Origin of the sequence: Aeromonas sp. FDAARGOS 1411, from assembly GCF_019047125.1 — a bacterium.
Classification (GTDB): Bacteria; Pseudomonadota; Gammaproteobacteria; order Enterobacterales; family Aeromonadaceae; genus Aeromonas; species Aeromonas veronii.
The window spans coordinates 432,284-456,961 of the sequence record NZ_CP077214.1 but is presented as its reverse complement, the minus strand read 5'-3'; the positions used below and the strand labels follow the sequence as shown (position 1 = coordinate 456,961).

General features: G+C 59.4%; 16 protein-coding genes and 1 tRNA gene. 12 read left to right on the top strand and 5 right to left on the bottom strand.

The annotated features are described in order from the left end of the window. Positions 1-27 precede the first annotated feature (27 nt). A complete protein-coding gene (locus tag I6L41_RS02035; protein ID WP_216961616.1) occupies positions 28-3,306 on the bottom strand; it encodes a DUF5107 domain-containing protein in 3,279 nt (1,092 codons plus the stop codon). Positions 3,307-3,425: 119 nt separating this feature from the next. On the opposite strand from I6L41_RS02035, the gene I6L41_RS02030 reads away from it, so the two are divergent. Beyond that, a complete protein-coding gene (locus I6L41_RS02030; protein ID WP_254203373.1) occupies positions 3,426-4,622 on the top strand; it encodes an ROK family transcriptional regulator in 1,197 nt (398 codons plus the stop codon). A 39-nt stretch (positions 4,623-4,661) separates the two neighbouring features. Here I6L41_RS02030 and I6L41_RS02025 read toward each other — a convergent pair. Together I6L41_RS02025 and I6L41_RS02020 are read right to left on the bottom strand one after the other, a co-directional pair. Further along, positions 4,662-4,737 (bottom strand) — tRNA-Thr (locus I6L41_RS02025). Positions 4,738-4,826: 89 nt separating this feature from the next. Continuing rightward, positions 4,827-5,567 carry a phosphatase gene (locus I6L41_RS02020; protein WP_110302651.1) on the bottom strand — a complete coding sequence of 247 codons (741 nt, stop codon included), beginning with the start codon at positions 5,565-5,567 and terminating at the stop codon, positions 4,827-4,829. 468 nt (positions 5,568-6,035) lie between these two features. Between I6L41_RS02020 and I6L41_RS02015 the strand changes: the two genes are divergently transcribed. From I6L41_RS02015 to ruvC, 5 genes are all read left to right on the top strand, one after another. Continuing rightward, positions 6,036-6,689 (top strand): TetR/AcrR family transcriptional regulator, encoded by a 654-nt coding sequence (locus tag I6L41_RS02015; RefSeq protein ID WP_216961613.1) that lies wholly within the window; start codon positions 6,036-6,038, stop codon positions 6,687-6,689. Positions 6,690-6,737: 48 nt separating this feature from the next. Next, the gene (locus I6L41_RS02010; RefSeq protein WP_216961608.1) at positions 6,738-9,077 is read left to right on the top strand and encodes an acyl-CoA dehydrogenase; all 2,340 of its coding nucleotides are present in this window, start codon (positions 6,738-6,740) and stop codon (positions 9,075-9,077) included. 167 nt (positions 9,078-9,244) lie between these two features. Then, entirely contained in the window at positions 9,245-12,307 is a 3,063-nt protein-coding gene (locus tag I6L41_RS02005) for an efflux RND transporter permease subunit (RefSeq protein WP_216961605.1), read from the top strand. 15 nt (positions 12,308-12,322) lie between these two features. Then, positions 12,323-13,372, top strand: a complete 1,050-nt coding sequence (locus I6L41_RS02000; RefSeq protein WP_216961602.1) for an efflux RND transporter periplasmic adaptor subunit — start codon at positions 12,323-12,325, stop codon at positions 13,370-13,372. A 115-nt stretch (positions 13,373-13,487) separates the two neighbouring features. Next, on the top strand, positions 13,488-14,009 hold the full coding sequence (ruvC, locus tag I6L41_RS01995; protein WP_005334512.1) for a crossover junction endodeoxyribonuclease RuvC: 522 nt from the start codon (positions 13,488-13,490) through the stop codon (positions 14,007-14,009). Between the two features lie 143 nt (positions 14,010-14,152). Here ruvC and I6L41_RS01990 read toward each other — a convergent pair whose 3' ends face one another. Together I6L41_RS01990 and malX are read right to left on the bottom strand one after the other, a co-directional pair. Further along, positions 14,153-15,343, bottom strand: a complete 1,191-nt coding sequence (locus tag I6L41_RS01990) for a MalY/PatB family protein (RefSeq protein ID WP_216961599.1) — start codon at positions 15,341-15,343, stop codon at positions 14,153-14,155. A gap of 87 nt (positions 15,344-15,430) precedes the next feature. Next, positions 15,431-17,002 carry a maltose/glucose-specific PTS transporter subunit IIBC gene (malX, locus tag I6L41_RS01985; protein ID WP_216961596.1) on the bottom strand — a complete coding sequence of 524 codons (1,572 nt, stop codon included), beginning with the start codon at positions 17,000-17,002 and terminating at the stop codon, positions 15,431-15,433. 290 nt (positions 17,003-17,292) lie between these two features. On the opposite strand from malX, the gene I6L41_RS01980 reads away from it, so the two are divergent. From I6L41_RS01980 to I6L41_RS01955, 6 genes are all read left to right on the top strand, one after another. Then, positions 17,293-18,330 (top strand): Mal regulon transcriptional regulator MalI, encoded by a 1,038-nt coding sequence (locus I6L41_RS01980; protein ID WP_216961593.1) that lies wholly within the window; start codon positions 17,293-17,295, stop codon positions 18,328-18,330. Between the two features lie 121 nt (positions 18,331-18,451). Then, entirely contained in the window at positions 18,452-18,715 is a 264-nt protein-coding gene (locus I6L41_RS01975; protein WP_204478330.1) for a hypothetical protein, read from the top strand. Between the two features lie 680 nt (positions 18,716-19,395). Beyond that, positions 19,396-20,193 (top strand): hypothetical protein, encoded by a 798-nt coding sequence (locus I6L41_RS01970; protein ID WP_139460411.1) that lies wholly within the window; start codon positions 19,396-19,398, stop codon positions 20,191-20,193. A gap of 178 nt (positions 20,194-20,371) precedes the next feature. Beyond that, the gene (locus tag I6L41_RS01965) at positions 20,372-20,887 is read left to right on the top strand and encodes an AAA family ATPase (RefSeq protein ID WP_216961589.1); all 516 of its coding nucleotides are present in this window, start codon (positions 20,372-20,374) and stop codon (positions 20,885-20,887) included. A gap of 11 nt (positions 20,888-20,898) precedes the next feature. Then, positions 20,899-21,675 carry a phosphotransferase gene (locus tag I6L41_RS01960; protein ID WP_254203372.1) on the top strand — a complete coding sequence of 259 codons (777 nt, stop codon included), beginning with the start codon at positions 20,899-20,901 and terminating at the stop codon, positions 21,673-21,675. 536 nt (positions 21,676-22,211) lie between these two features. Then, complete coding sequence (locus I6L41_RS01955) at positions 22,212-24,119, top strand: fructose-specific PTS transporter subunit EIIC (protein ID WP_216951774.1); 1,908 nt, start codon at positions 22,212-22,214, stop codon at positions 24,117-24,119. Positions 24,120-24,678: the final 559 nt, after the last annotated feature.

Here is a 24,678-nt window from a genome sequence, read left to right as displayed (position 1 = left end):
GCGGGGCGCCGGTTTTTGTTATGAGAGTTATGAGTGGAGTGACAGCTCGCGGCAGATCAGGGCAAAAAGGTGTCCCTTGTCGTGAGCCGGGTTAAGGGTGAGCAGCTCTCGCAAGGTCTGTTCACAACCATCCCGCTGACCCAGCCCTAACAGACCGAGAGCTCTGACCAGCAGACAGTGCTGGCGATGTTTGTGCTTCGGGTCGTCATCCAGCACGATGAGATCCGGCAGTGAGACGGCGAAGAAGTCCGCCTCGACAGACTCGCCCATCGCCTGCTCGGCCCAGCCGACCATTCCTTCAAAGAGACGCTGCGCCTCCGCAACCCGACCAAGACGTGCCAGCGCCATACCCTGATAGAAGAGATAATCCACCGGCTGATCGTTGTAGTAGCGGCTGGCCCCGAGCGATCCTTGGCCGAGGCAAGCCTGTTGCAGGCACTGGGCCGCCAGACTCTGGTTGTCACAGGCCAGATGGCAGAGCGCCAACAGGTAATGGATATCGTTGTCGGTCTGTCCAACCAGACGTCCCTCCCCCAGATTGAGGGGGTAGTGCAACGCCTGTTGCAGCAACGGAATAGCCTGCTCGTGGCGTCCCTGAATCATCAACACCAACGCCCGGTGTTGCTGATTGATAAGGTACTGACCGGTCACCTTACCCTCGCCCCCCTCCCAGGGGTGGAATTCGCGCAGCCGCAAGATCTCTGCCGCCACCTCCAGCTGGCCGGTGATGTGATAGAGACTGAGCAGTTCGGCGGTCAGATCGTCGCGCTTGAGGACCACCTCACGATGCGCCTCCAGCAGCACCAACCGCTCGCTTGGCGCCATGGCGCAGCGCTTGTGCAGCTGATCCAGTTCAAACAACAAGCGGGCATCATCCGGCTTGAGGGAAAAGGCTCGGCTCAGACACTGCTCGGCCGCCACCGGATCGCCGCTCTTGTTGAAGTGATAGATGCCAAGGTTGCGCCATGCCGGGGCAAACCCGGGCGCCTGCTCGCACACCTGCTGCCACAGGGCAATGGCTTGCGGGTAGCTGCGCTTGCTGTAGTGGAAACAGCCCAGCAGATAGCTGGCAAACCAGCTGTGAGGCAGTTGCGCCAGAATCGCCACCTCGCCAAGGGTATTGGGGAAGCGCACCTTGCGGCCAAAGGCCTGCTCGGCCCGTTGCAGCAGGGCATCCTGCGCCTCACCTTCCGGCAACAATGCAGCCTGGAACAGCAGCGGCAGGGTCTCCTCCACCGGCAGTGTTGAGAGCAGTTGCTGCGCCAGCTCGGGACGTCCCAATGCCAGCAGATCGCTTGCCAGGAAGCAGAGATTCACCCCGCGCCCGTTGCACAGGGTGCGCAGCGCCTCGAGATCGGTCGGCTGCTCGCTTGCCAGCCAGCGCAGGAAGGCCAGTTGATAGTGAAGTGGATAACGAACGCGCTGCTCGTCGATATAGGCGATGGCTGCCTCCCGCTGGCCAGACTCCAGCAGCGCCAACCCTTTGAGGGCGATAGCGCCGTAGTGGGTGCCGTTGACCGCAAGACTCTTCTCGACAAATTGCAGCGCCTGCGCGGGATCCCGGCGCACCATGGCGATGCGAGCCAGCCCGAGGAAGCCGCTGTCGCGGCAGTTACCGCTCCAGGTCGCCTTGTAGAAGTCATCGAAGGCGGCATCGAACTGCCCCAAACGTTCCTCGATGTGGCCACGCAGCAAGCTCGCCTTGCCACACTGGGGGTTCTTGTTGAGGCGATGGGCACGGACCAGTGCCTGATTGACGTAGGTCAGCGCCTGCTCATAGTTGGCGCGGTTGTACTCCAGCGTTGCTAGCGCCAGGTTGCAGCGATAGTCGCCGCCATCCAGCTCCAGTGCCCGCAGGTAGTAATCAAAGGGCGAGCGGCTGGCGTGCAGATACTGCTCAAGATGCTGGCCGATGAAGTAGAGCTCGTCGACCGAGTCGAGATTGACGGCGGGCTCCGGCGCGGTGGCAGGATCAGGCAGGGCTTCGCCTGCGGGCTGATGCTCGAGATAGCTCAGGATCGGCTGGCCCTGCTCATCCAGCAGGCGTACCTGCAAGCGTCCCTCGCTGGTGATGGCTTGCGGCTCAAGCCAGGCCTGACCCGGCTGCAGATCTAGCGTCTGGGTGAACAGCACGCCACCCTCATCACTCACTTCGAAACGGGCGTGGCACAGCGGCGCAATCGCGTAGGCACCGCACAACAGACCGTCCTCGCTACGCTCCAGCTTGATGGCGGCGCGGGTGTTGGCATTTTGCAGGGTGCCGAGGGTGTTGTAGGGCAGGAAGTTCTGCACAAACACCTTCTCCTCCCCCGCATCCAGCCAGGTAAAGTCAGGCTGGTTGTCGGTATAGACCCCGGTCATCAGCTCGATGTAGGGGCCGTTGTCATCGGTCAGGTTGCGATCCCAGGCCAGACCAAAATCGCAGTTACCCCAGCTCCACTGCTTCTTGCCCGGAGAAACGTGGTGATCCGCCACGTGCAACAGGCCGCCCTGTTCGTCATGGCAATAGGCGCCGACGAAGTCGTAGTCAGACTTGTCCGCCATATAGGAGGTGGGCACCGGGATATTGCGGTAACGGGAGATATCGACCCCGGCGGAGTAGTCCACCTTGTAGTAGGTGCCGCGGGCGATGGGGAAGGCACTGACGTCGCGCTTGCCGTGGTCATAGACGGCGGTCACATCGGGCGGGAAGACGCTCTGGTGGGCATCGCCCCCTTTCACCGCCGGGTTGGACCACCAGAGGAAGTGGCGCGGCGTGTCGTTCCCGTTGAACACCTTGCCAGTGATCTCGATGAGCGCCTTGTCGGGATAGAGGGTAAAGCCCGCCATCACCTGCAGACCACGCATCGGCTCCACCTCGCCGAGCCAGACGGTCTTGGCGCCCCCCTCCCGTTCCGTAATGGTGAAATCCACCGGCATAAAGGTGGTGGGCCTGTGGTGCTGGGGCCAGTTGAACTCGATGCCGCCGGAGATCCAGGGCCCCACCAGCCCCACCAGCGCCGGTTTGATCACCTCGTTGTAATAGACAAAGTCGCGATTCATCACCTTGTCGTAGGCACGGTGGATACGGCCACCCAACTCCGGCAGCAGCATCACCTTGATAAAGTCGTTCTCCAGCCAGACCGCCTGATAGGACTTCATCTGCTTCTGGCCGGTGAGGGTGTCGATCACCCCATAGGGATAGACAGCCCCCGAGGAGCCCTGATAGACCCGCTTCTCGAGAAACATGGGGTTGGGATCTTCGGCGCCTACCTCGTAGGTCGGCAGTGAGATGGTCTCTACCCAGACCTTGACATCAGCTCTCATTAATCTCGCCTCACTCAACATTTGTTAGTAAAGTTTTCAGTGAGACCAGATTAGAATGGTTAAACCTGCATTAATTGCTGAAAGATCACGCAATACAGTAAGCGGAGTTTAGTGAAGCGATGAGCATAGGGTTGAACAACCAGAAGGTCCGCCACCACAACAAGCAGGTGCTGCTTGCCCTGCTCTATCAGCTAAAAGAGGCGAGCAAGTCCACCCTGGCGCGCCACTGCGAGCTCTCCATTCCGGCGGTCAGCAAGATCCTTGACGAGTTGGTGGCCGATGGCGCCATCAGCCACAGCGATCAGAACCTCTCCCAGCGCGGTATCAATGGCGGCAGCTACCGCATTGCCAGCGGCCAAGGGGCCATTCTTTGCCTCAATATCAGCCCCACCCATCTGGAAAGCATCCTGGTGGATAACCTGATCACCCCGCAGGGTGAGTTCTGTGACCAGAAGATTGCCCCGCAAACCCCCGATGAGCTGCTGCGCCTGATTGAAGCGCACTACTACCAGCACAAGCGCCGCCACAAGGGACTGGCGATCCGGCTGGCCTTGGCGGTACACGGTCAGGTCAACCCGGCGACCGGGGTATCACAAACCATGCCGCAAGCACCCTGGCACGCACCGGTCGAGCTCAAGTACCTGCTGGAGGAGCGGCTGGGTTGCGAGGTGATGGTGGATAACGACTGCATCATGCTGGCGCTGGCCCAGAAGTGGCAGGACCGGGAAGGGAACGGGGATTTTTGCGTCATCAACGTCGATTACGGCATCGGCTCGGCCTTTATCATCAACGACCAGATCTACCGGGGCGCCCTGTTTGGCAGCGGCCAGATAGGGCACACCATCATCAATCCGGACGGCAGCGCCTGTGCATGCGGCCGCTATGGCTGCCTGGAGACAGTCGCCTCGCTGTTTGCCATCAAGAAACGGGCCCGGGTCTTTCTCAAACAACAAGCCAGTGCCGACAACCCGGCGCAGACTGGTGTAGAGCTGGATACCGCACAACTGCTCACGCTCTACCATCAGGGGGATGCCATGATCCGCGCCCTGGTGGACGAAGGGGCCCGCGCCATTGGCCTGAGCCTCTACAACTTCCTCAATATCCTCAACATCAACCGCATCTGGCTCTATGGCCGCAGCTGCCACTTTGGTGAAACCTGGCTGCAAAAGATCGTCAGTCAGACCGGCGCCAACCCGTTCGACTGCAGCGATGCGGTCAACGCCACCCATATCCGTTTCGGCCAGCTCAGCCGCGCCCAGCAGGTGATGGGGATTGGCTATCTCTATGTGGAGCGAGCCTTGGCAAAAGCCATGTAAAAAGGGCAGGTTTCACAAATGAAACCTGCCCTCACGATCTGGTGCCGATAAGGGGAATCGAACTCCTGACCTTCGCATTACGAATGCGCTGCTCTACCAACTGAGCTATACCGGCTTGTTGCTCTCCACATTCATAAAAAATGACCGGCAAGTCAATTGAGCCAGCTCGATTTTATGAGTTGGCTCATGGTGTTAGAGCCCGATTTACAGATCGACAAACTCGGGGATATGGGCCCGGCCGCGGCTTTCGAGAAATTCGAGCAGGGCGCGGGGGGAGCGCACCAGGATCCGCTCTTGCGGGAAGCCCGCTTCGGTCACCAGACGGTGGCAGTGGTCAAAATCGCCAAGAGTAAATGCCACGTGGGAATCGGAGCCGAAGGTGAGATAGGCCCCCAGATCTCGCGCAGCTTCGACTATGGCACGGCAGTTGCCTTCGCTCCCCGGGCGGGAATGAATGAAGGAGGAGTTGTTGATCTCCAGCGCCACCCGATAGTCGGCCGCCGCCTTGACCACCGCCTGAATGTCGATGGGAAATGCGGGGTTGCCCGGGTGGCTGATCATGTCGACCCGACCGCTCTTGATGGCGTTGATCATCGCCTGGGTGTGGGTAGCCTGATCGCAGGGAGGGAATACCTGCTCATGAAAACCCGCCATGATCATGTCGAGGCGCGACTCGTAACGCTCGGGAAAATCGATCTCCCCCTCCAGGTTTTTGATGTTGGCCTCGATACCCCGCAGGATCCCTACCCCGTCCACCACTCTTGGCAATATCGGCAAGTTGGCAAAATGCCAGACATGAGGGGCATCGGCCATCTCGGGGCCATGATCCGTGGTGGCGAACAGCTTGATCCCCTTGGCCCTGGCTATCGGCAGATAGTCGTGGATGGTGCTGTAGGCATGGGTGCTGGCAATGGTGTGAGTGTGGGTATCGACCGGGTACTTCATCTTATCTCCCCTCATATTTTGAAAGGGCAGCATAGCAAAGAGCGGCAGCGTGGGCCACGCCAGTGCTTGCCACACTTTGTCACAAAATACCGCGAAGCTGACATAGTCTGAGGGGCTCTGGCTGGCATACTGCCCCCGTCGATAAATGCCTGAACTCGCATCGACAGTTTGCCGTCAGGATGACGCGAACTCACTTTCCCCACCGTCGCGCCCTGCGGCGGTTTTTTTTGCCTGCAAGCCGCAAACCGGTAACAAACGTGCAAAAAAAGGCCCAACTAGCATGGTGCAGGTTGGGCGAGACTTAATGTTTAATTGCAGTGGCATAGATATAGAGTCCTGCTTTTTGACTAAGTTCCGCCCACTTTGCTTTTTTCATCGAAAAACATTCCGCTAACACCCATTCACATTCTCTTGACACTTCACGTTATGAAACGTACTTTTTAAACATTCGTTTAAGTGAGGTGTCCAGTGAGTAAAATCGATACCAAAAACCGTATTCTCGACGCCGCTGAAGTGCTGTTTGCCGAGCGGGGATTCTCCGATACCTCTTTGCGTCTGATCACCAGTGAGGCCGACGTCAATCTGGCGTCGGTGAACTATCACTTCGGCTCCAAGAAGGAGCTGATCCAGGCGGTGCTCGACCGCTATCTGAGCCTGTTTATGCCCGATCTCGATGCCCGCCTGCGGGTACTGATGGAGCAGGAGCAGCTGACCCTGCTGCAACTGTTTGAAAGCTTTGTAGAGCCGCTGATGAAGCTATCGGTGGTGCGGGCCAACGGCCCGGCCATCTTTATGCAGCTGCTGGGGCGCGGCTATATCGACAGCCAGGGCCACCTGCGCCGCTTTATCACCGCTCACTATGGCCCCATTTTGCAGCGGATCACCCAGGCCATCTCCAAGGCCAATCCGGCCCTGTCGCCCGCGGATCTCTTCTGGCGCCTGCACTTCACTCTGGGCACCGTCGTATTCACCATGGCCTCTGCCGATGCCCTGCGCGACATCGCCCTGGCCGACTTTGGCCAGCAGCTCGATGTGGAAGGGCTGGTGCGCAACGTTATTCCTTATCTGGCGTCCGGAGTCGGGGCGCCCGTGGAGTCGACCAGGCTCTCCCTGGCCGTGTAACAACCAACAATAAATCAACGGAAACAGTGAAATAGAAGGAACTTCGGTATGATCACATTGCTTGTCCTGCTGGTGCTGGCGATAGCCGTTGTGCTCGGCGTACCCTCCATCCGTAAAAAGGTGGTAACCCGTCCGGTGTTCGGCATCTTCAAAAAAATATTGCCGCCCTTGTCAGCTACCGAGCGGGAGGCCATGGAAGCCGGCTCCGTCTGGTGGGATGGCGAGTTGTTTCGCGGCAACCCCGACTGGAAAAAACTGCATGGCTACGGCAAGGCCGAGCTGACCGCAGAGGAGCAGGCCTTTATCGACAATCAGGTCGAAACCCTGCTCGCCATGGTCGATGACTTCAAGATCGTCAACGAAACCAAAGATCTGCCGGAACCGGTGTGGGACTATCTGAAGAAGGAAGGCTTCTTCTCCCTGATCATCCCGAAATCCTATGGCGGCCGCGAATTCTCGGCGATTGCCAACTCCACCATCGTCACCCGCATCGCCACCAAGAGCTTGAGCGTGGCGGTCACCGTCATGGTGCCGAACTCCCTCGGCCCGGGCGAGCTGCTGATGCACTATGGCACCCAGGCCCAGAAAGATTTCTGGCTGCCGGGGCTGGCCAGTGGCAAAGAGGTGCCCTGCTTCGCCCTGACCGGTCCGGAAGCGGGCTCCGATGCCGGCGCCATTCCTGACAAGGGGATCGTCTGCAAAGGGATGCACAAGGGTGAAGAGGTGCTGGGTATTCGCCTCAACTGGAACAAGCGCTACATCACCCTGGCGCCCCGCGCCACCGTGCTGGGACTGGCGTTCAAACTCTATGACCCGGAAAAACTGCTGGGTGACAAGGAAGAGCTCGGCATCACCTGCGCACTCATTCCCACCAACCACCCGGGCGTGCGCGTCGGCGATCGCCACTACCCCATGGGCCTGGCGTTCATGAACGGCCCGACCTTCGGCAAGGATGTGTTCATTCCGCTCGACTGGATCATCGGCGGCCCGGATTACGCCGGTCGCGGCTGGCGCATGCTGGTGGAGTGCCTCTCCGCCGGTCGCGGCATCTCGCTGCCTGCCCTTGGCACCGCTTGCGGTCACATGGCGAGCCGCACCGTGGGTGCCTACTCCTATGTGCGCAAGCAGTTCGGCATGTCCATTGGCAAGTTTGAAGGTGTGCAAGAGGCACTGGCCCGCATCGGCGGCCTCACCTATCAGCTGGAAGGGGCTCGTCGCATGACCGCCGGTTCCCTGGACTTGGGTCAGGCACCGGCCATCGTCACCGCGATTTCCAAGTACCACATGACCGAGATGGCGCGCCAGATCATGGATGACTCCATGGACATCCACGCCGGTCGCGCCATCCAGCTCGGTCCGAAAAACTACACCGGCTACGCCTACATGGGGATTCCGGTCGCCATCACGGTGGAAGGGGCCAACATCCTGACCCGCAACCTGATGATCTTCGGGCAAGGGGCCACTCGCTGCCACCCGTATGTGTTTGCCGAGCTGGAAGCGGCGGCTGATACCGACGTGGAGCGCGGTCTCGAGAAGTTTGACGCCCTGCTGATGAAACACATCGCCTTTGGCGCCGGCAACTTCTTCGGTTCCCTGTTCCAGGGGCTGACTCTGGGTCAATTCAACAGCGCGCCGGTAGCCGGTGAAACCGCTCGCTACTACAAGCAGCTCTCCCGCATGAGTAAAGGGCTGGCGCTGTGTGCCGACGTCTCCATGCTGATGCTGGGTGGCGATCTCAAGCGCAAGGAGATGATCTCAGCCCGTCTGGGTGACGTGCTGAGCCACCTCTATCTGGCCTCCGCCACCCTCAAACACTACGAGGATCAGGGCCGTATGGTCTCCGATCTGCCGTTCGTGCAGTACGCGGTGGAGCGCAACCTCTACCTGATTGGCAAGGCGTTCGAGGGCTTCTTCCAGAACTTCCCGAACAAGGTGGTGGGTGCTGTGCTCAAGCGCGTGGTGTTCCCGTTCGGCGTCGGTTACAAGATGCCTGCTGACGATCGCTGCCACGCCATCTGTCTGGCCATGATGAAGCCGGGCGAGTTTCGCGACCGTCTGACGGCGCTGTGCTACGTCGGCAAGGACGAGGCGGACCCGGTCGGTCTGATGGAGCGTGCCTTCCAGGCCATGGTCGCCGTGCAGCCCTACGAGAAGAAACTGGTGCAGGCCCAGAAAGAGGGCAAACTGCCCCGCAAACTGGCGCTGTCGGAACTGGTGGAAGCTGCGCTGGCCAAAGCGGTGCTGAGCAAGGACGAGGCAGACAAGCTGCTGGCCGCCGATGCCCTGCGCTACGAAGCCATTCAGGTAGACAACTTCGCCCCGGGCGAGCTGGAAGGCTTCTCCCAGCAAGCAAACAAGCAGCCAAACAAGGTCGAGCATGCCGCCTGATCCCCTGGCAAACCAGTACCAAACCGGCCCTCGTGGCCGGTTTTTTTGTTTGTTAACCATGCATTTACAAGCCGGGCGAATTCCAGTTAAATGCTTGAGTCCCTGTTGCAGGGGCTTTGGAAGCAAGGCCAGCGGAATGGCCGATAACAACAACTCAGGAAGAGTGAATGAACCTCGCCAAAACGGCGATCGAACGCCCCATCTGGGTGGCGGTCTCGATCGTGCTGATTTTCCTGCTGGGCCTGCTCAGCATCCGGGGACTGCCGATCCAGCTGTTCCCCGACATCGACCGTCCACACCTCAACATCTCGGTGAGCTGGCGTTCAGCCTCGCCGCAAGAGATGGAGTCGGAGATCACCGACCCCATCGAGCAGGAGATGCAGGGGGTTCAGGGGCTCAAGAGCCTTGTCAGCAACAGCTATCCCGGCTTCACCGAAATCGACATGGAGTTTGCCCTCGGCACCGACATGCAACGGGCCCAACTCGATGTGATTTCGCGACTGAACCGGGTCTCGGGACTGCCGGACAAGATTGGCGGCCCCTACGTCAACAACTACAGCAGCAACGACACCCTCACCTTCTTCTTCATCCAGCAGCTGCCCGGCGCCAAGGGGCTGATCGATGATCATCAGGCGTTGATCGAGGCGCGGGTCAAACCCGAGCTGGAGCGCATTGAAGGGGTCTCGACGGTCGCAGTCGAGGGGATCAACGAGCGCCAGATCCAGATCCGCTTCGACCCCTATCGCGCCGCCGAGCTGGGGGTGGAGATCCCGGTGCTGGCCAGCCGCGCCACCACCGGCTGGGACGTGTCGGCCGGTACCCTCGACATCGGTCGCTGGGAGTACAAGCTACGCTTCGCCGGTCGCTATGATGTCGAGACGCTGGGGGACAAGGTGGTGGACTGGCGCGATGGCCTGCCCATCTATCTGCGGGATGTGGCGGAAGTAAGGGTGGCCAGGGAAGAGAACCCGGTGCTGCGGATCCAGAACGGCAATACCGCCATCGCCGCCCAGATCTTCAAGGAGAGCGGCGCCAATGCCCTGGCATCCCTTGAGGCGATCAAGGCCCGGGTGAACGAGCTCAACCGCGAGGTGCTGGAGCCGGTCGGGCTGCACATGGAGCAGTCGTTCGATGCCTCCCTCTACATCAATCGCGCCGTCAGCATGGTCACCGCCAACCTGGGGCTCGGGGTGCTGCTCTCTTGCGCCATCCTCTGGCTCTTCCTGCGCCAGCTCAAGGCGACCATGATGATTGCCCTCGCCATCCCCATCAGCATCATGCTCACCTTCTGCCTGCTCAAGGTGATGGATCGCACCCTCAATATCATCTCGCTGGCGGGCATCGCCTTTGCTGTCGGCATGGTGCTCGATGCCGCCATCGTGGTGCTGGAAAGCATCTACCGGCGCCATGAGCGGGGGGATTTGAGCAAGGTGGAGGCGGCGCTCGAAGGTACCCGTCAGGTGTGGACGGCGCTGGTCGCCTCCACCCTCACCACGGTCGCCATCTTCCTGCCGGTGCTGCTGCTCAACGATGTGGAGGGTCAGCTGTTTGCCGATCTGGCGCTCACCATCGCCTGCGCCGTGACAGTCTCCATGCTGGTCGCCGTCATCGTGCTGCCTGCGGTGGCGGCGCGCTGGATGGGACATGAAACACTGACCGACCCCTATGAGTCGCTGTGGCAGCGCACCACCCGTCACGTGATCCGCTGGACCTCGACCTCACGCCAGCGCTGGACGGTCATCACCCTGATGATGAGTCTGCCGGTACTGGCCACCTGGGCGCTGCTGCCCAAGATGGACTATCTGCCAGACGTGAAACGGGACGCGGTGGATGTCTGGATGAACTTCACCCCCGGGGTCAACCTCAAGGCCCAGCGCGAAGAGGTGATCGATACCCTGATCGCCCGCCTCGCCCCCTACATGAAGGGGGAGAAAGAGCCTGCCCTCAAGAACTACTACATCTTGCGCTACCCGGGGGGCGCCCAGATTGGCGTGCGACCCAAGGACGAGACCCGCATCAAGGAGCTGGAGAGCCTGTTGATGAAACAGCTGCTGGTGGGTATTCCCGACACCCGGGTGTTCGGCGGTCAGGGGTCGCTGTTTGGCGGCTTTGACAGCGAGAACGGCGTCTCCCTGCTGCTGCAGGGGGGCAACCTGCCCGAGCTCTATCAGGCGGCCCGTGCCAGCGTGGGGATCCTCAGCAAGGACCTACCGGGAGCACAGATCCGACCCGAGCCGAGTCTCGACTTCACCGCCCCCGAGCTCAAACTGGTGCCGCAAGATCGGCGTCTCGCCGAAGTTGGCTGGGATCGCACGCCCCTGCCCGCCATCATCCAGACCTTTGGCGACGGCTTGCGGGTTGGCGAGTATTTCGACGGCGAAGATCGGCTCGACATCATGCTGATGGGGCAGAGCTCCGCCAATCCGGACGAACTGAAGGCAGTGCCGCTGGCCACCCCCTCCGGGCGCATCGTTCCCCTTGGCGAGCTGTTGCGGGTAGAGCACGACATGGGCCCGGCCAGTATCTTCCGGGCCGATGGGCGGCGCAGCATCAGCCTGCAGATAGCGCCCCCGGCGGGCATGACCATGGAGCAGGTGCTCGACACCCTGAAAAACCGCAGTTTTGCCGCCATCCGCCCCCTGCTGCCCGCTGGTGGCGAGCTGCGCATTGCCGGCAATGCCGACAGCCTGCAACAGGCGCTCGACAATCTGGGGACCATCTTCCTGTTCGCCGTGGTGATCCTGCTGGTGCTGCTGTGGGGGGTGTTTGCCTCCATCAAGGATGCCCTGCTGGTGCTGCTCACCCTGCCCCTTGCCTCGGTTGGCGGCGTGCTGGCGCTGCAACTGAGCGGGCTGCTGGTGCCGCTGCCGATGGACCTGCTCACCATCATCGGCTTTGTCATCCTGCTGGGACTGGTAGTCAACAACGCCATCCTGTTGGTGCATCAGACCCGCACCGCCGAGCGGGACGGCATGAGCCGCCAGCTGGCGGTGGCCGATGCCCTGCAAAGCCGGATGCGTCCCATCGCCATGACCAGTCTCACCAGCATCTTCGGCATGCTGCCGCTGATGCTGAGCCCGAGCGAGGGGAGCGAAATTTACCGCGGGCTCGCCACCGTCATTGTCGGCGGCATGAGTTGCAGCACCCTGTTTACCCTGATCCTGTTGCCTGCCTTCCTGCGTCTCGGGGAGCAGGTGGCGATCCCACAACCCCTGCGCCAGCGGGCCTGAGCAAGGAGCTCATCAATGACACATATGATTACCCGAATGTTGGCTGGCGCTGTGCTGATTGCAGGCAGCGCGCTACCGGTATTGGCCGATCAGGGCAAGATGGTGACCCTGGCGGATGTGACCCAAGGGGATGCGGCCGCCAATATCTGGGTCAGCGGCACGGTGGCGAGTCGCCAGCAAGCTGCGCTAAGCGCCGAAGTGAGCGGCCGGGTGGAGTGGATCGCCGAATTTGGCAGCCGGGTCAAAAAAGGGGATGAGCTGCTGCGCCTCGACAGTACGGCGCTGCGCCTCTCGCTGGAGCAGGCCAGCGCCGAGCAGGCGAAATGGCAGAGCAACTTGCGCTTCGCTCGCGCCGAATCCCAGCGGATCACCCGACTGCACCAGCAAAAGAGCGCCTCCCAAAGCCAGTACGACAAGGCCAGTTATGATGTAGAGCAGGCCGCGCTGGCCGAGCGACTGGCCGCCATACAGGTGAACCAGATTGAAGAACAGCTGCGCCGCAGCCACATCTATGCCCCGTTCGATGGCGTGGTGAACAACCACTTCATCCAGCCCGGCGAGCATGTGGACGCGGGCGAGCAGGCGCTGGAGCTGGTCAACCCGGATCAGCCGGATATCCGCCTGCAGGCCCCCATTCTCTGGGCCAAGCAGCTGGCGCCGCAAACCCGGCTGCGGGTGGAGGGGGAGCAGTTGAGCGGTCACGGCGTCTATTACCAGCGAGCCGCCAGCGCCGATCCCAAGTCACGCCTCATCGAGCTGCGTCTCAAACCGGAAGCGGGCACCTTCATCATCGGCTCGCCGGTACGGGTTGCACTGCCACTGGGGGATCAGCAGAGCATGCTGCTGCCCCGGGATGCCCTGGTGCTCGGCACCGATGGCAGCGTGGTCTATCAGGTGGCGCGAAGCGGCAAGGCGCTCAAGGTGAATCGGGTGCCGGTCACCGTGCTGTTTGGCGACAGCCAGCAGGTGGCGGTGAGTGGTGCCCTCAAGCAGGGTGATCGGGTGGTGGTGCGCGGCGCGGGCAGCCTGCAGGATGGCGACACCATAGAATTGTTCAAGGGGTAGCCACGCCCGACGCAGGCTGGCCAATCTTTGCCCGCTTGACCCGGGACATACAGCCAAACGGGCCACAGTTTGCTATCTTGGCGGCCATCACTCGCGTTTAGAGCAATCAACACCCATGAGCATTATTTTGGGCATCGATCCGGGATCGCGGATCACCGGATACGGGGTTATCCGGGTCGTGGGCGGCAAGGCCGAATACTTGGGCTCTGGCTGCATCCGCACCGATTGCGGCGAGCTGCCGGAGCGCCTCAAGCAGGTCTATGACGGGGTATGCGAGATCATCACCCAGTTCAAACCCACCGAATTTGCCATCGAGCGGGTCTTTATGGCCCGCAACGCCGACTCGGCCCTGAAACTGGGACAGGCCCGGGGCAGCGCCATCGTCGCCGCGGTCAACGCCTATCTGCCGGTGAGCGAATACTCCGCTACCCAGATCAAGCAGGCGGTGGTCGGCACCGGCGGCGCCGCCAAGGAGCAGGTGCAGCATATGGTGACTCATCTGCTGAAACTCTCCGCCACCCCGCAGGCAGATGCGGCAGATGCCCTCGGCGTCGCGCTCTGCCACCTGCACACCCGCCAGAGCCTGATCAAGATGGCTGGCCGCGCCAGCAGCTCCGTACGTGGCCGCTATCGCTGAGCCCTTGTGTCGTCCACGACTCATCTCGGTATCGCTAAATAAAAAAACCGCCCCGTAAATCCGGGGCGGTTTTTTATATTTCCCCACATAACGGGGCCATCACTGATGGTCCCGTTTTGTTTCTCATGTTGAATGGATTTGCCCTACACCAGTTTCCCCAGCGCGCCGATCAGGGCGTCGAGCCCTTGCTCTACCTTCGAGCGCGGGCAGCCGACGTTGAGGCGGATATAGCCTGTGCCTTCAGGGCCATAGGTGTCGCCGCGCATGATGGCGACCCGGTATTTCTCCACCAGCAAGGTTTGCAGCGCATCCATCCGCTCGGTGGAGTCGATGCCAAGACCGCGCAGGTCAATCCAGGCCAGATAGGTTCCCTCGGGCACCCGATAGTCGATGGCGGGGAAGGCGGCGTTGAGCCGCGCCGCCACATGGGTGAGGTTGCCGTGCAGGTAGGCTTTCAGGGCATCGAGCCAGGCAGCCCCGTCCCGATAGGCGCTGATATGGGCCAGCACCCCGAGAATGGGGGGCGATGAGAGGCCATGGGCCGCCTTGAGTCGCTGCAGATAGGCGGCCCGCGCCGCTGCGTTGGCAATAAAGGCGTAGGCGCCGCCAAGGGCGGGAATATTGAAGGATTTCGAGCCCGAGCTCACCAGCGCCCAGTGGTCATCCGGTGCCACCTCGCTCCACGGCAGGTAGCGAGCAAAGCTCACATCCATATGGATGTCGTCCGAGATGACCTTGACCCCGTAGCGCTGGCAGATGGCGGCCATCCGGCCGAGTTCATCCCGCGTCCAGACCCGACCGGTGGGGTTGTGGGGGCTGCAGAGCAGCAAAATCCGGCAATCGGGACGAGCGGCTTGCTGCTCGAAACATTGCCAGTCGATCTGGTAGCTCCCCTCTGCTTTTTTGAGCGGGCAAGGCAGCAGCACCCGGTCGTTGGCAGCCAGCATATTGCCGAAGGCATCGTAGGCGGGGGTATGCACCAGCACTCCTTCCCCCGGCGCCGACCAGAGGCTCACCAGCTGGGCAATCACATAGATGACCGAGGGGCCGTAGACCAGCGTCTCGGGGTCGAGGCTCGCCCCGTAGCGGTGGGCAAACCAGTTGCTCACCGCCCCCTTGAAGTCGTCGTGATTCCAGCGGCTGTAGCCAAATACTCCGTGCTCAAGGCGGGCTGCCAGGGTCTGGCGAATGCAGGGGGCGGTCACAAAATCCATGTCGGAGATGGTAAAGGGGAGCAGATCGGCATGGCCAAAACGGTCGGCTACATAGTCCCACTGGGTGCAGTAGGTGCCGTGGCGGTCGACCACATGGTCGAAGTCATAAATATCGTGCATGAAGTTTCTCCCTCCATAAACAGGAGACATATTGGGAGAGGCAAACAAGGGGGGCTTGCGCCCCCCGTTCGGATCTTATTGGCCGGTTCAGGCCCCCATCAGGCTCTGCAGCTGGTTTTTCACCAGATGCACCTGCGGGCCGATCACCACCTGCAGGTTGTGCTCATCGAGCTTGATCACCCCGATAGCACCGTTCGCTTTCAATACCTTGTCATCGACCCGGCTCATATCCTGCACCGACATCCGCAGGCGGGTGATGCAGTTATCGAGCGCGAGGATGTTATCGGCCCCGCCCAGGGCGTTAAGGATGATTTCACCGTTGTAACCGCTGTTGCCGGCCTTCTTGCCTGCGGGCTGGGCAGTCTCGCTAGTCTCGATTTCACGGCCGGGGGTTTTCAGGTTAAAGCGCACAATGGCGAAGCGGAACACGCTGTAGTAGATGGCAAACCAGATGGCAGCCGCAACCGGCACCAGATACCACTTGGTGGCGGTGCCTTGCAGCACGCCGAACACCAGAAAATCGATGAGGTTGCCGTCAGTGTTGCCGATGGTGACGCCAAGCAGCCCCATGGTCATAAAGCCCAGACCCGTCAGGATGGCGTGAATGACGTAGAGTACCGGTGCCACGAACAGGAACAGGAACTCCAGCGGCTCTGTGATCCCACCGATGACGCAGGCCACCACGCCGGAGACCAGCAGTGCCTTGATCTTGCCGCGATTTTCCGGGCGGGCGCAGTGATACATGGCGAGCGCCGCGCCCGGCAGGCCGCCGAGGAAGGCAGGCATCTTGCCCTGAGAGAGGAAGGAGGTGGCAGAGACCGAGAAGCCGGTGGTGTCAGCGCAGGAGAGCTCGGCGTAGAAGATATTGAGGGCGCCGCTCACCTCGTGACCGCATACCAGCTGGGTGCCGCCCGCTTCGGTAAAGCGGATCAGCGCCACCAGAATGTGGTGCAGGCCGAGCGGCAGCAGCAGGCGCTCACCGGTACCGAACAGGAAGGGGCCGAAGGGACCGGCGTGGGAGATGAGCGCTCCGATACCGTTGATGCCGGCGGCAAACCAGGGCCAGGCGAACGGCACGACCAGACCGACTACACCCAGCACCAGTGCGGTGATGATGGGCACGAAGCGGGCGCCGCCGAAGAAGGCGAGCGCATCGGGCATCTTGTAGGTGTAGAAACGGGCGTGGAGCTTCGCGACGATCACCCCGACGATGATGGCCCCCAGAATCCCGGTGTCGATGGAGCTGATACCGAGGATCGATTTCACCCCGTAGGCCTTCTCCGCCGCTGCGTCACCGATGACGTTGGCCACGGTGAGGTAGAAGTTGATGGAGAGGTTGAGCGCCGCATAGCCGACGAAACCGGCAAAGGCCGCGACCCCCTTCTCTTCCCGCGCCAGCCCCAGCGGAATAGCCACCGCAAACATCACCGGCAGGTAGATAAAGGCCACCAGCCCTACCTTGGTCATCCAGAGGAACAGCAGTTGCAGCACGGTATTGTCGAGGAAGGGCATGCTCTGCTTGACCGCGTCGCTGGTGAGCGAGCTGCCGACACCGAGCAGGATGCCCGAGAAGGCCAGCAGGGCGACCGGCAACATAAAGGTCTTGCCGAGGCTCTGCAGGAACTCCCAGATGGTGGATTTTGCTTGAGGCTTGGCCATGAAACGGCTCCTTGTGAATAGACAGCAATATCTGCGGCTGCCCTCCCCCGCTCGAGGCAATCTCGACGCAATCTCGAAGCAAAAGGCGCGGGTCAACATCAGGTTTTGCTGGATGATAAAACGTTTTATCAGCTTGCAAGTGCCGACAAGATCACAGAATCAGGGGGCTGGCTGGCAGCAGGATCCAAATTTGTGAGCCGGCTCGGCCAGATGGTGATGTAACGTTTCACTTGGGCATCTGAGCAGGTATGCTGGGGCCTCGCTTTCAACTGTCCGTCGTCCATTCGCCTATGTCGCCCAAATCCCTCTCTGCCAAAGCCACCAAGATCACCGATGTCGCCCAGCGGGCGGGAGTGTCGGTCACCACCGTCTCCATGGTGCTCAACGGCAAGGGGCGCATCTCCCCGGCCACCGCCGAGCGGGTGCAGCAGGCGATAAGAGAGCTCGACTACGTGCCCAACAGCGCCGCCGCCAACCTGCGCAGCCAGCAATCCAATCTGGTGGGGCTGATCCTGCGCGACATCACCGACCCCTTCTATACCGAGGTGACCGCCGGGGTGAGCGAGGTGCTGGAGCAGCAGGGCTATCTGCTGTTTCTGACCCAGTGCGGCCACAGTCCGGAGCGGCTGCAGCAGAGCATCCACTCCCTGTCACGGCAGGGGGTGGCGGGCATCATCTTCAATCCGGTGCGCGGCGCGGCGGCCAAAACCCTGGAGACCCTGCTCGACTCCGAGCTGCCGGTGGTGTGTGCCGCCCGCTCCTACTATCGGGATGACGTGGACTTTATCGGCCCCGACAACACCCACGCCGCCAAGCAGGCCACCACCTACCTTATCGAGCAGGGGCACCGCCATATCGCCTATGTCGGCGGGCGGGCCGACTCCCTCACCCGCGCCGAGCGCATCGGCGGCTACTGCGCCAGCCTGCTGCAATATGGCCTGCCCTTCAAACCGGAGTGGGTACTGGAGTGCGAGCGCACCCAACGCAGTGCCGCCGACACCATCGCCCAGCTGCTGCACCAGCACCCCAAGGTGACCGCCGTGCTCTGCCACTACCCCGAGGTGGCGCTCGGTGCCATCTATGGCGTCGAGGCGAGCGGCCGCACCGTGGGCAAGGACAACTACATCGGCCAGCAGGTGGCCCTGCTCGGTTTTGACGACGTGGCAGAGGCCGAACTCACCTCCCCCGCCCTCACCTTTGTCAGCTCACCGGCCCGCGAAATCGGCCGTCAGGCGGCGAGACGACTGCTGACCCGGATGCAGCAACCCGAACTCGCCCCCAACCGCCATATCATCACCCCCAATCTGCAAAAGCGGGAGTCGGCCTGAGCTGGCTGGGCAAGCGTGCAGCAGCGCAAAACGTGAGGCCGCTCACTGCGCCGGCAAGGAGAGATTGAGAGCCAAGTGAAGAGGAATATGATGGGGGCCCATTCCCTTCACGAGCCCATTTATGAGCAACCCGCACGACCAGAACCCACCGAGTGAAATCCATCGCTGTGACAAATGCGGCGAGCGTACCCGCCATCTCGTGGTGCTGGTCGCCCGCGATCACAGCCAGGACATCATGCCCAAGGATCCGCGCAAAGCCTTCTGGCAAGCCTTTCGCTCCAGCAGCCTGACCAATGCGGTATTCGGCCAGACCCTCGCCTATCAGGCCACCCATGTAAAACATCTGATCTGCGAACGCTGCGGGGAGAAGTTTCTGGAGTATTGAGTGGCGGTAGCACCCGGCAAGAGATGAAGCTCTGTCTGCGGCTGCTGTGCCAAGCGGTCAGATAGCAGTCACTTAATAAGTAATTTGTTGATCTTTGGCAGGTTTTTGCCCGACTGCGGTTTCCCCCTGCCCCTCTCTCGATTAATATGCCTCACTTGGCAACCACTCTTGCAGAGATAACCCTGTGCAGCCGTTTCGCCATCCACCACATCGCCGGATAACCGCAGCAGGCTGGAGGCTGTAATCCACGGGCGGTAGCGTGGTGTTTGTAGGTTGGCGCTGAGCGAAACGAAGCCCAATAAGCGAGATATTGATAAAACATTCGCGAACGTCCGGTTACGTAGCACTAATCTACAAGTCTGACACAAGAGGTCACACCGCTTATATTCTACAGCCAGAATGTAGATGGATTTAATAACGACGATGTGTACAGCTATTTCCAATGGCAGTAAAAGTCGATGTAAACTGTTGGGCAATTAATTATCATAGTGATTAATGGCAGGGGTGGAAAATTTAATTTTTGAAAGTCGCCTTATGAGATGCACATATCAACTTACTAATTTATCCCACAACATTTCGCCATAGCAAGTTCTTTGTAAAAGTTAAACCCATGGCCTTACAAGATCGTTTATAAAAAAATTCTAGGGATACTCATCTGAATTTAAAATGGAGTAATGAGAATGCTTCTAGCAAAAAACTGCTACAAAAAGGACAATTTGAAAACTGGAAAAACAATAAAGCTGGGTACATTATATGAGTATAGAGATATAGAAAGCGATCAAATCGTCGATGATGGTGAAGGTAAATACTCTTTTGTACTCAATTTTGACGGAACAGTTGAGATTGAGCCTAAATGGTTCAATTTCATCCTACAGGGAGTAATTAGTGTAGGAGGAGATGAGAACCAACCAAGAATCATGGGGCGGATGAGCGCAGCCATAGAGAATCTTCATATTATTGAACGTACAGAAAAATCACTCAAGATACGGGACACTCGAGCAAGAATACATCGAGAAGCTCTTAACGGATTTATTTTTTGCGTATCACGCGTTAGAAAAAAGCGAGATGCTATTGGACTATTTCCAAATTACGATGACTGTTGGTATATGACAGCATCAAAAGCTCATAGCCTTGGAATTGAACTTTCAAAACTACTCCGTGCACGTATTCTATCCGGACGTCACTCAGGTAATCACATCGTCGATCAAAATATATCATTAGAAAATCTGTCAATTTACTGCCGACATGAACCTGTATCTTACTTAAGTCGTGAGGTTCATATATCTGACGCCAGCGACTTTACGATAGAGCACTTTATGAAAAAAATTTCAGATATGGCTTTTGTTAAGCCGCCATCTTTCTCCACAGAAAAGGAGTACCGATTTAGCTTCACGATTGTTGCTGGAGAGATGATCCTTATGCCTACAGTGAAAAATGTTATATTGAATGCTGAACACTTGGTAGATTGGACTGTATAACGACCTTGTTGCTCAAGGAATGTTTTTCCAATATCGGAGCATATTCTGATATTCGCGTAATAAACTCTACCTTCCGCTCTGTATTCGTTCCAACCGAATAAGCTGTGCAATTCACTACGTTGATTGCACCTCTACTTTCCAGCCTCCAGATATCTGTTCCAGAAAAGAGCACTCATAGATGAAACGCATTCTGATTATTGGTAACTCGGGATCGGGCAAGAGCTGGTTGGCAGCTCGATTGGCTGAGGGGTTAACTATCCGCGAGGTCAATCTGGACACCATTGTCTGGCAGCCGGGCGGCTTTAACCCAAAACGGCCCCAGCATGAGATTGACCATGCCATTCAGACACTTGCTCAAGAGCAATCATGGGTGGTCGAAGGGGTATTTGGTGCCCTGGCCGAGCAACTGCTTGATGCCGCCGATACCCTGCTTTTTCTGGATCTTGACTGGTCTGTATGCCGTGATTCACTGCTATCGCGCGGATCACAAAGTGCCAGGCAACGGGATGCCGTAGCAGCCGAAGAGAGCTTTCAACAACTGCTGGTGTGGGCATCGGAATATGGGCAGCGAGCCGGCAAAAGCTCCCGCCAATTCCATCACGAGCTGTTTGATCGATTCCCAAACGACAAGCACCGTTTCACGACTCGCACAGAGGTACATAGCTATCTCACGCAACTGACCACTCATAGCTAACGGGGTAGAGGATGACGCAACAGGAGCTGGCGAAAATGGGGGGCGCTTCGGTAAGTATCCAGCTGCTGGATGGCAAACCCTGTATCAGAAAAAGCGGCGCATCGCCTGTCGAGCGCCATTTCTACCAACGCGCCGCACTGCATTTGAGCGGGCTCAACACTCCTGCCCTGCTCAAGGTCGAAGGGGAGACCCTGTTCCTTGAGCAGATCCCTCATCCGGTCACGCTCACGCAGCTGCACCACAACGAACAGACCTTTGCTCAGCTGGCCAGCCTGCATAACGCCAACTATCAGCCCAACTTTGCGGTGAAAACTCACGGCTGGTCGCTCGTCGACACCAACGAGGCGCTCTCTGTACTCTGCCTGCCGGAAGCGGTAAACGAGAAGATCCGCCATATCCAGCAAGTCGGCCACGAACTATTCGAGGAGTCATGCCTGATTTCGGGAGATAGCAATGAGGGCAACTGGGGCACCCGCGACAATGGTGAGCTGGTGTTGTTTGACTGGGAGCGATTTGGTTATGGCAGCCCGGCCATCGATCTGGCCCCGCTGGTGCCGCGGATGGGTTCGCTGGCTGAGTATGAAACCATCATTGAACGCTATCTGCGCCACAGCTCGCAGCTCTCTGGCGACCGGTTGCTGCGCCATCTCGTCATGGCCAAGTGCTGGCTGATTATTGAGGTCACCAATCTGCTGACCAGAAGGGAGAAGCCGCAAGCACTGCAATATCTGGAGTGGTATCGGCAACAAGTTCCCAACTGGCTGGGGTCGGTGGCGCATATTGTGTAGTCCGTAGGTTCGAATAGCGGAGCGTATTCGGACGTTCGCGTTATCACCTCTATCTTTTCGGCCATCCCCTCTCTTGCTACCACACTTTCTTCCCAAACAACGCCCCTCTGCGCTCGCCCAGCCAATGCAATTGGCCTCCGCCATGAGGCGCATAAAAATCCTAACCCGCCCGATGAAACTGCGACTTTTTGTGAGAAAGGTCACATCTGATAACGCCTTAAAACCACATATAAATCCAGACCCCGCTGGTGATTAATTTATTGATATGACGCATTACAAACCTGATTTCGAGGCAAACCATAATCCATTCATCTGTTTTTAAAGACAAAATCAGAAATGACCTGAAAATGGCGAGTCCTGCCTGAAAACGGGATCTTCATCACATCGCGTTTTAATGCGCACAAAAATCCAGTGATTAGCACATTTGTCCGATAGGGAGGGGGCGGGCGAGCCGCGATAATGATCAGGTCATTTTTATCCAGTACGTCGATACGTACTCACGCATAGCTTCCGTCACCGGAAGCGGGGAGAGCGCCATGATCACCACCTTGATCAATGAACATCTGATCAATCTCGATTTGAAAGCGACGCGTAAGGAAGAGGTCTTCACCGAGATGGCCCGCCTGCTGGCGTCGCAAGGCAAGGTCAGCGACGAGCAGGCCTTTCTCAAGGATCTGTGGGCCCGCGAAGAGCTGGGTAACACCGGCTTTGAAGAGGGCGTGGCCCTGCCCCACGCCAAGAGTGCGGCGGTATGCAATCCGGCGGTCGCCATCGGCATCAGCCGCAACGGCATCGAGTACGGCGCCGAAGATGGCAAGCCGTCCCACATTTTCTTTATGATCGCCTCCCCCGATGGCGGCGCCAACCACCATATCGAAGTGCTGGCCGAGCTCTCCGGCAAGCTGATCGAAGAGGGGTTTATCGCCAAACTGCTGGCAGCCAACACCCCGGCCGATGCGCTGGCGCTGCTGCTGGCCAAGAAAGAGGAGCAGAGCGCGGCCCCGACCACCAGCAAAGGCTTTATCATCGGTGTCACCGGTTGCCCAGCCGGTATCGCCCACACCTATCTGGCTGCCGAGTCGCTGGAGCGCGCCGCCAAGGAGCTGGGTTATGAGGTGAAGGTGGAGACCAACGGCTCCATCGGCGTCAAGAACAGCCCGACCGCGGACGAGATCGCCCGCGCCAGCGCCATCGTGGTGGCTTGTGACAAGCAGGTGGACATGGCCCGCTTCGCTGGCAAGCCGCTCATCAAAACCGGCGTCAAGGCCCCCATCAAGGATGGCAAGGGTCTGATCGAGCAGGCCCTGAAAGCCCCCGCCTACGTGGCTGGCAAAGAAGATAAAAAAGGTGAGGAGAAGAGCGCGGGTGGCAGTTCCGATCTCTATCGCTACCTGATGAACGGTGTCTCTCACATGATCCCGTTCGTGGTGACCGGCGGTCTGTTGATTGCGCTGGCACTCGCCATCGGCGGCAACCCGACCCCGAGCGGCATGCAGATCCCGGAAGGGAGCATGTGGAACCAGATCCTCAACGTCGGCGTGGCCGCCTTCACCCTGATGATCCCCATTCTGGCGGGCTATATCGCCTACGCCATCGGTGACCGTCCGGCACTGGCACCGGGCTTTATCGGCGGCTGGATCGCCAACAACGGCAGCTTCTACGGCGCTGACGCCGGTACCGGCTTTATCGGTGCCATCATCGCGGGCCTGTTGGTCGGCTATCTGGTGCGCTGGATTGCGACCCGTCAGTACCACAAGATGGTGCAACCGCTGGTGCCGATCCTGATCGCCCCCATCGTCGGTTCGCTCTTTATCGCTGCGGTATTCATCTTCATCATCGGCGCCCCGATTGCCGACATGATGACTGGCCTCAACGCCATGCTGCTCTCCATGAGTGGTGGCAGTCTGGTGCTGCTGGGTATCGTGCTGGGTGGTATGGCCGGCTTTGATATGGGTGGCCCGGTCAACAAGGTGGCCTTCCTGTTCTCGGTCGGCATGATCGCCTCCGGTCAGACCCAGTTTATGGGTGCCATGGCCTGCGCCATCCCGGCTGCGCCCCTTGGCATGTCGCTGGCTACCGTACTCGGTCGCAAGCTCGGCATCTTTGACGAGTCCGAGATCGAAGCGGGCAAAGCCGCCGGTGCCATGGGTCTGGTGGGGATCTCCGAAGGGGCGATTCCGTTCGCCGCCCGTGACCCGCTGGCCGTCATTCCGGCCAACGTGCTGGGCAGCATGACCGCCGCTGTGATGGCTTTCCTGTTTGGCATCACCAACAGCGTCGCCCACGGTGGCCCCATCGTGGCCCTGCTGGGTGCGGTCAACAAGCCGCTGCTGGCCCTGCTCTGCATGATCTGCGGTGCCATCGTCACCGGCGTGGTGGCGGTTGCCCTGAAAAAACTGCGGGTCAAAAAGAGTGATGAGGTAACTCTGGCCAAGGCGGCCTGAGTCCCTCTCGCCATCGCGGCTCATAGAGCATAAAAAGAGGCCACCCCACGGGGTGGCCTCTTGTTTTTTGGGATGGCTGGCGAGCCGTATTTCCCAACATCGCCCACCGAGAAATAGTGGTCGATAAGCACTCTTCCCTTATCTCTGCTTTCACCTCTCCCCTTGCCTTTCCCTAGCTCCCTTCTAGCCTCTCCCCTCCTCAGCCCAGCACTCACACAGAGCGCCAAACTGGCTGAAATGGCAGCAATCCGGCGTCAGCGGTGTGATGTTTCTCACGCTTTGTCCGCGAAAGCGCAAAAACTAGGAAAATTTCCTAGCCCCACTAGGGATGGCTCTCAAGCCATTTTTTGCCCCTCTTATTAGAGTCACCCCACCTGATGTCGTGACCCGCACCGCGATGGGCAATGTGCCCCGTTATCCCGTGTCGGGCCCGGGTTTATATGGATGGAGCGTCGAGCGCAGCAACGGCTGACAGCCCCGACGTTCCGTTCCCCCTTCCGTGGCGTGACCTCGAACAACCTATCTACAAATGAGGGGCGCGGCGGAAATACCGTCTATC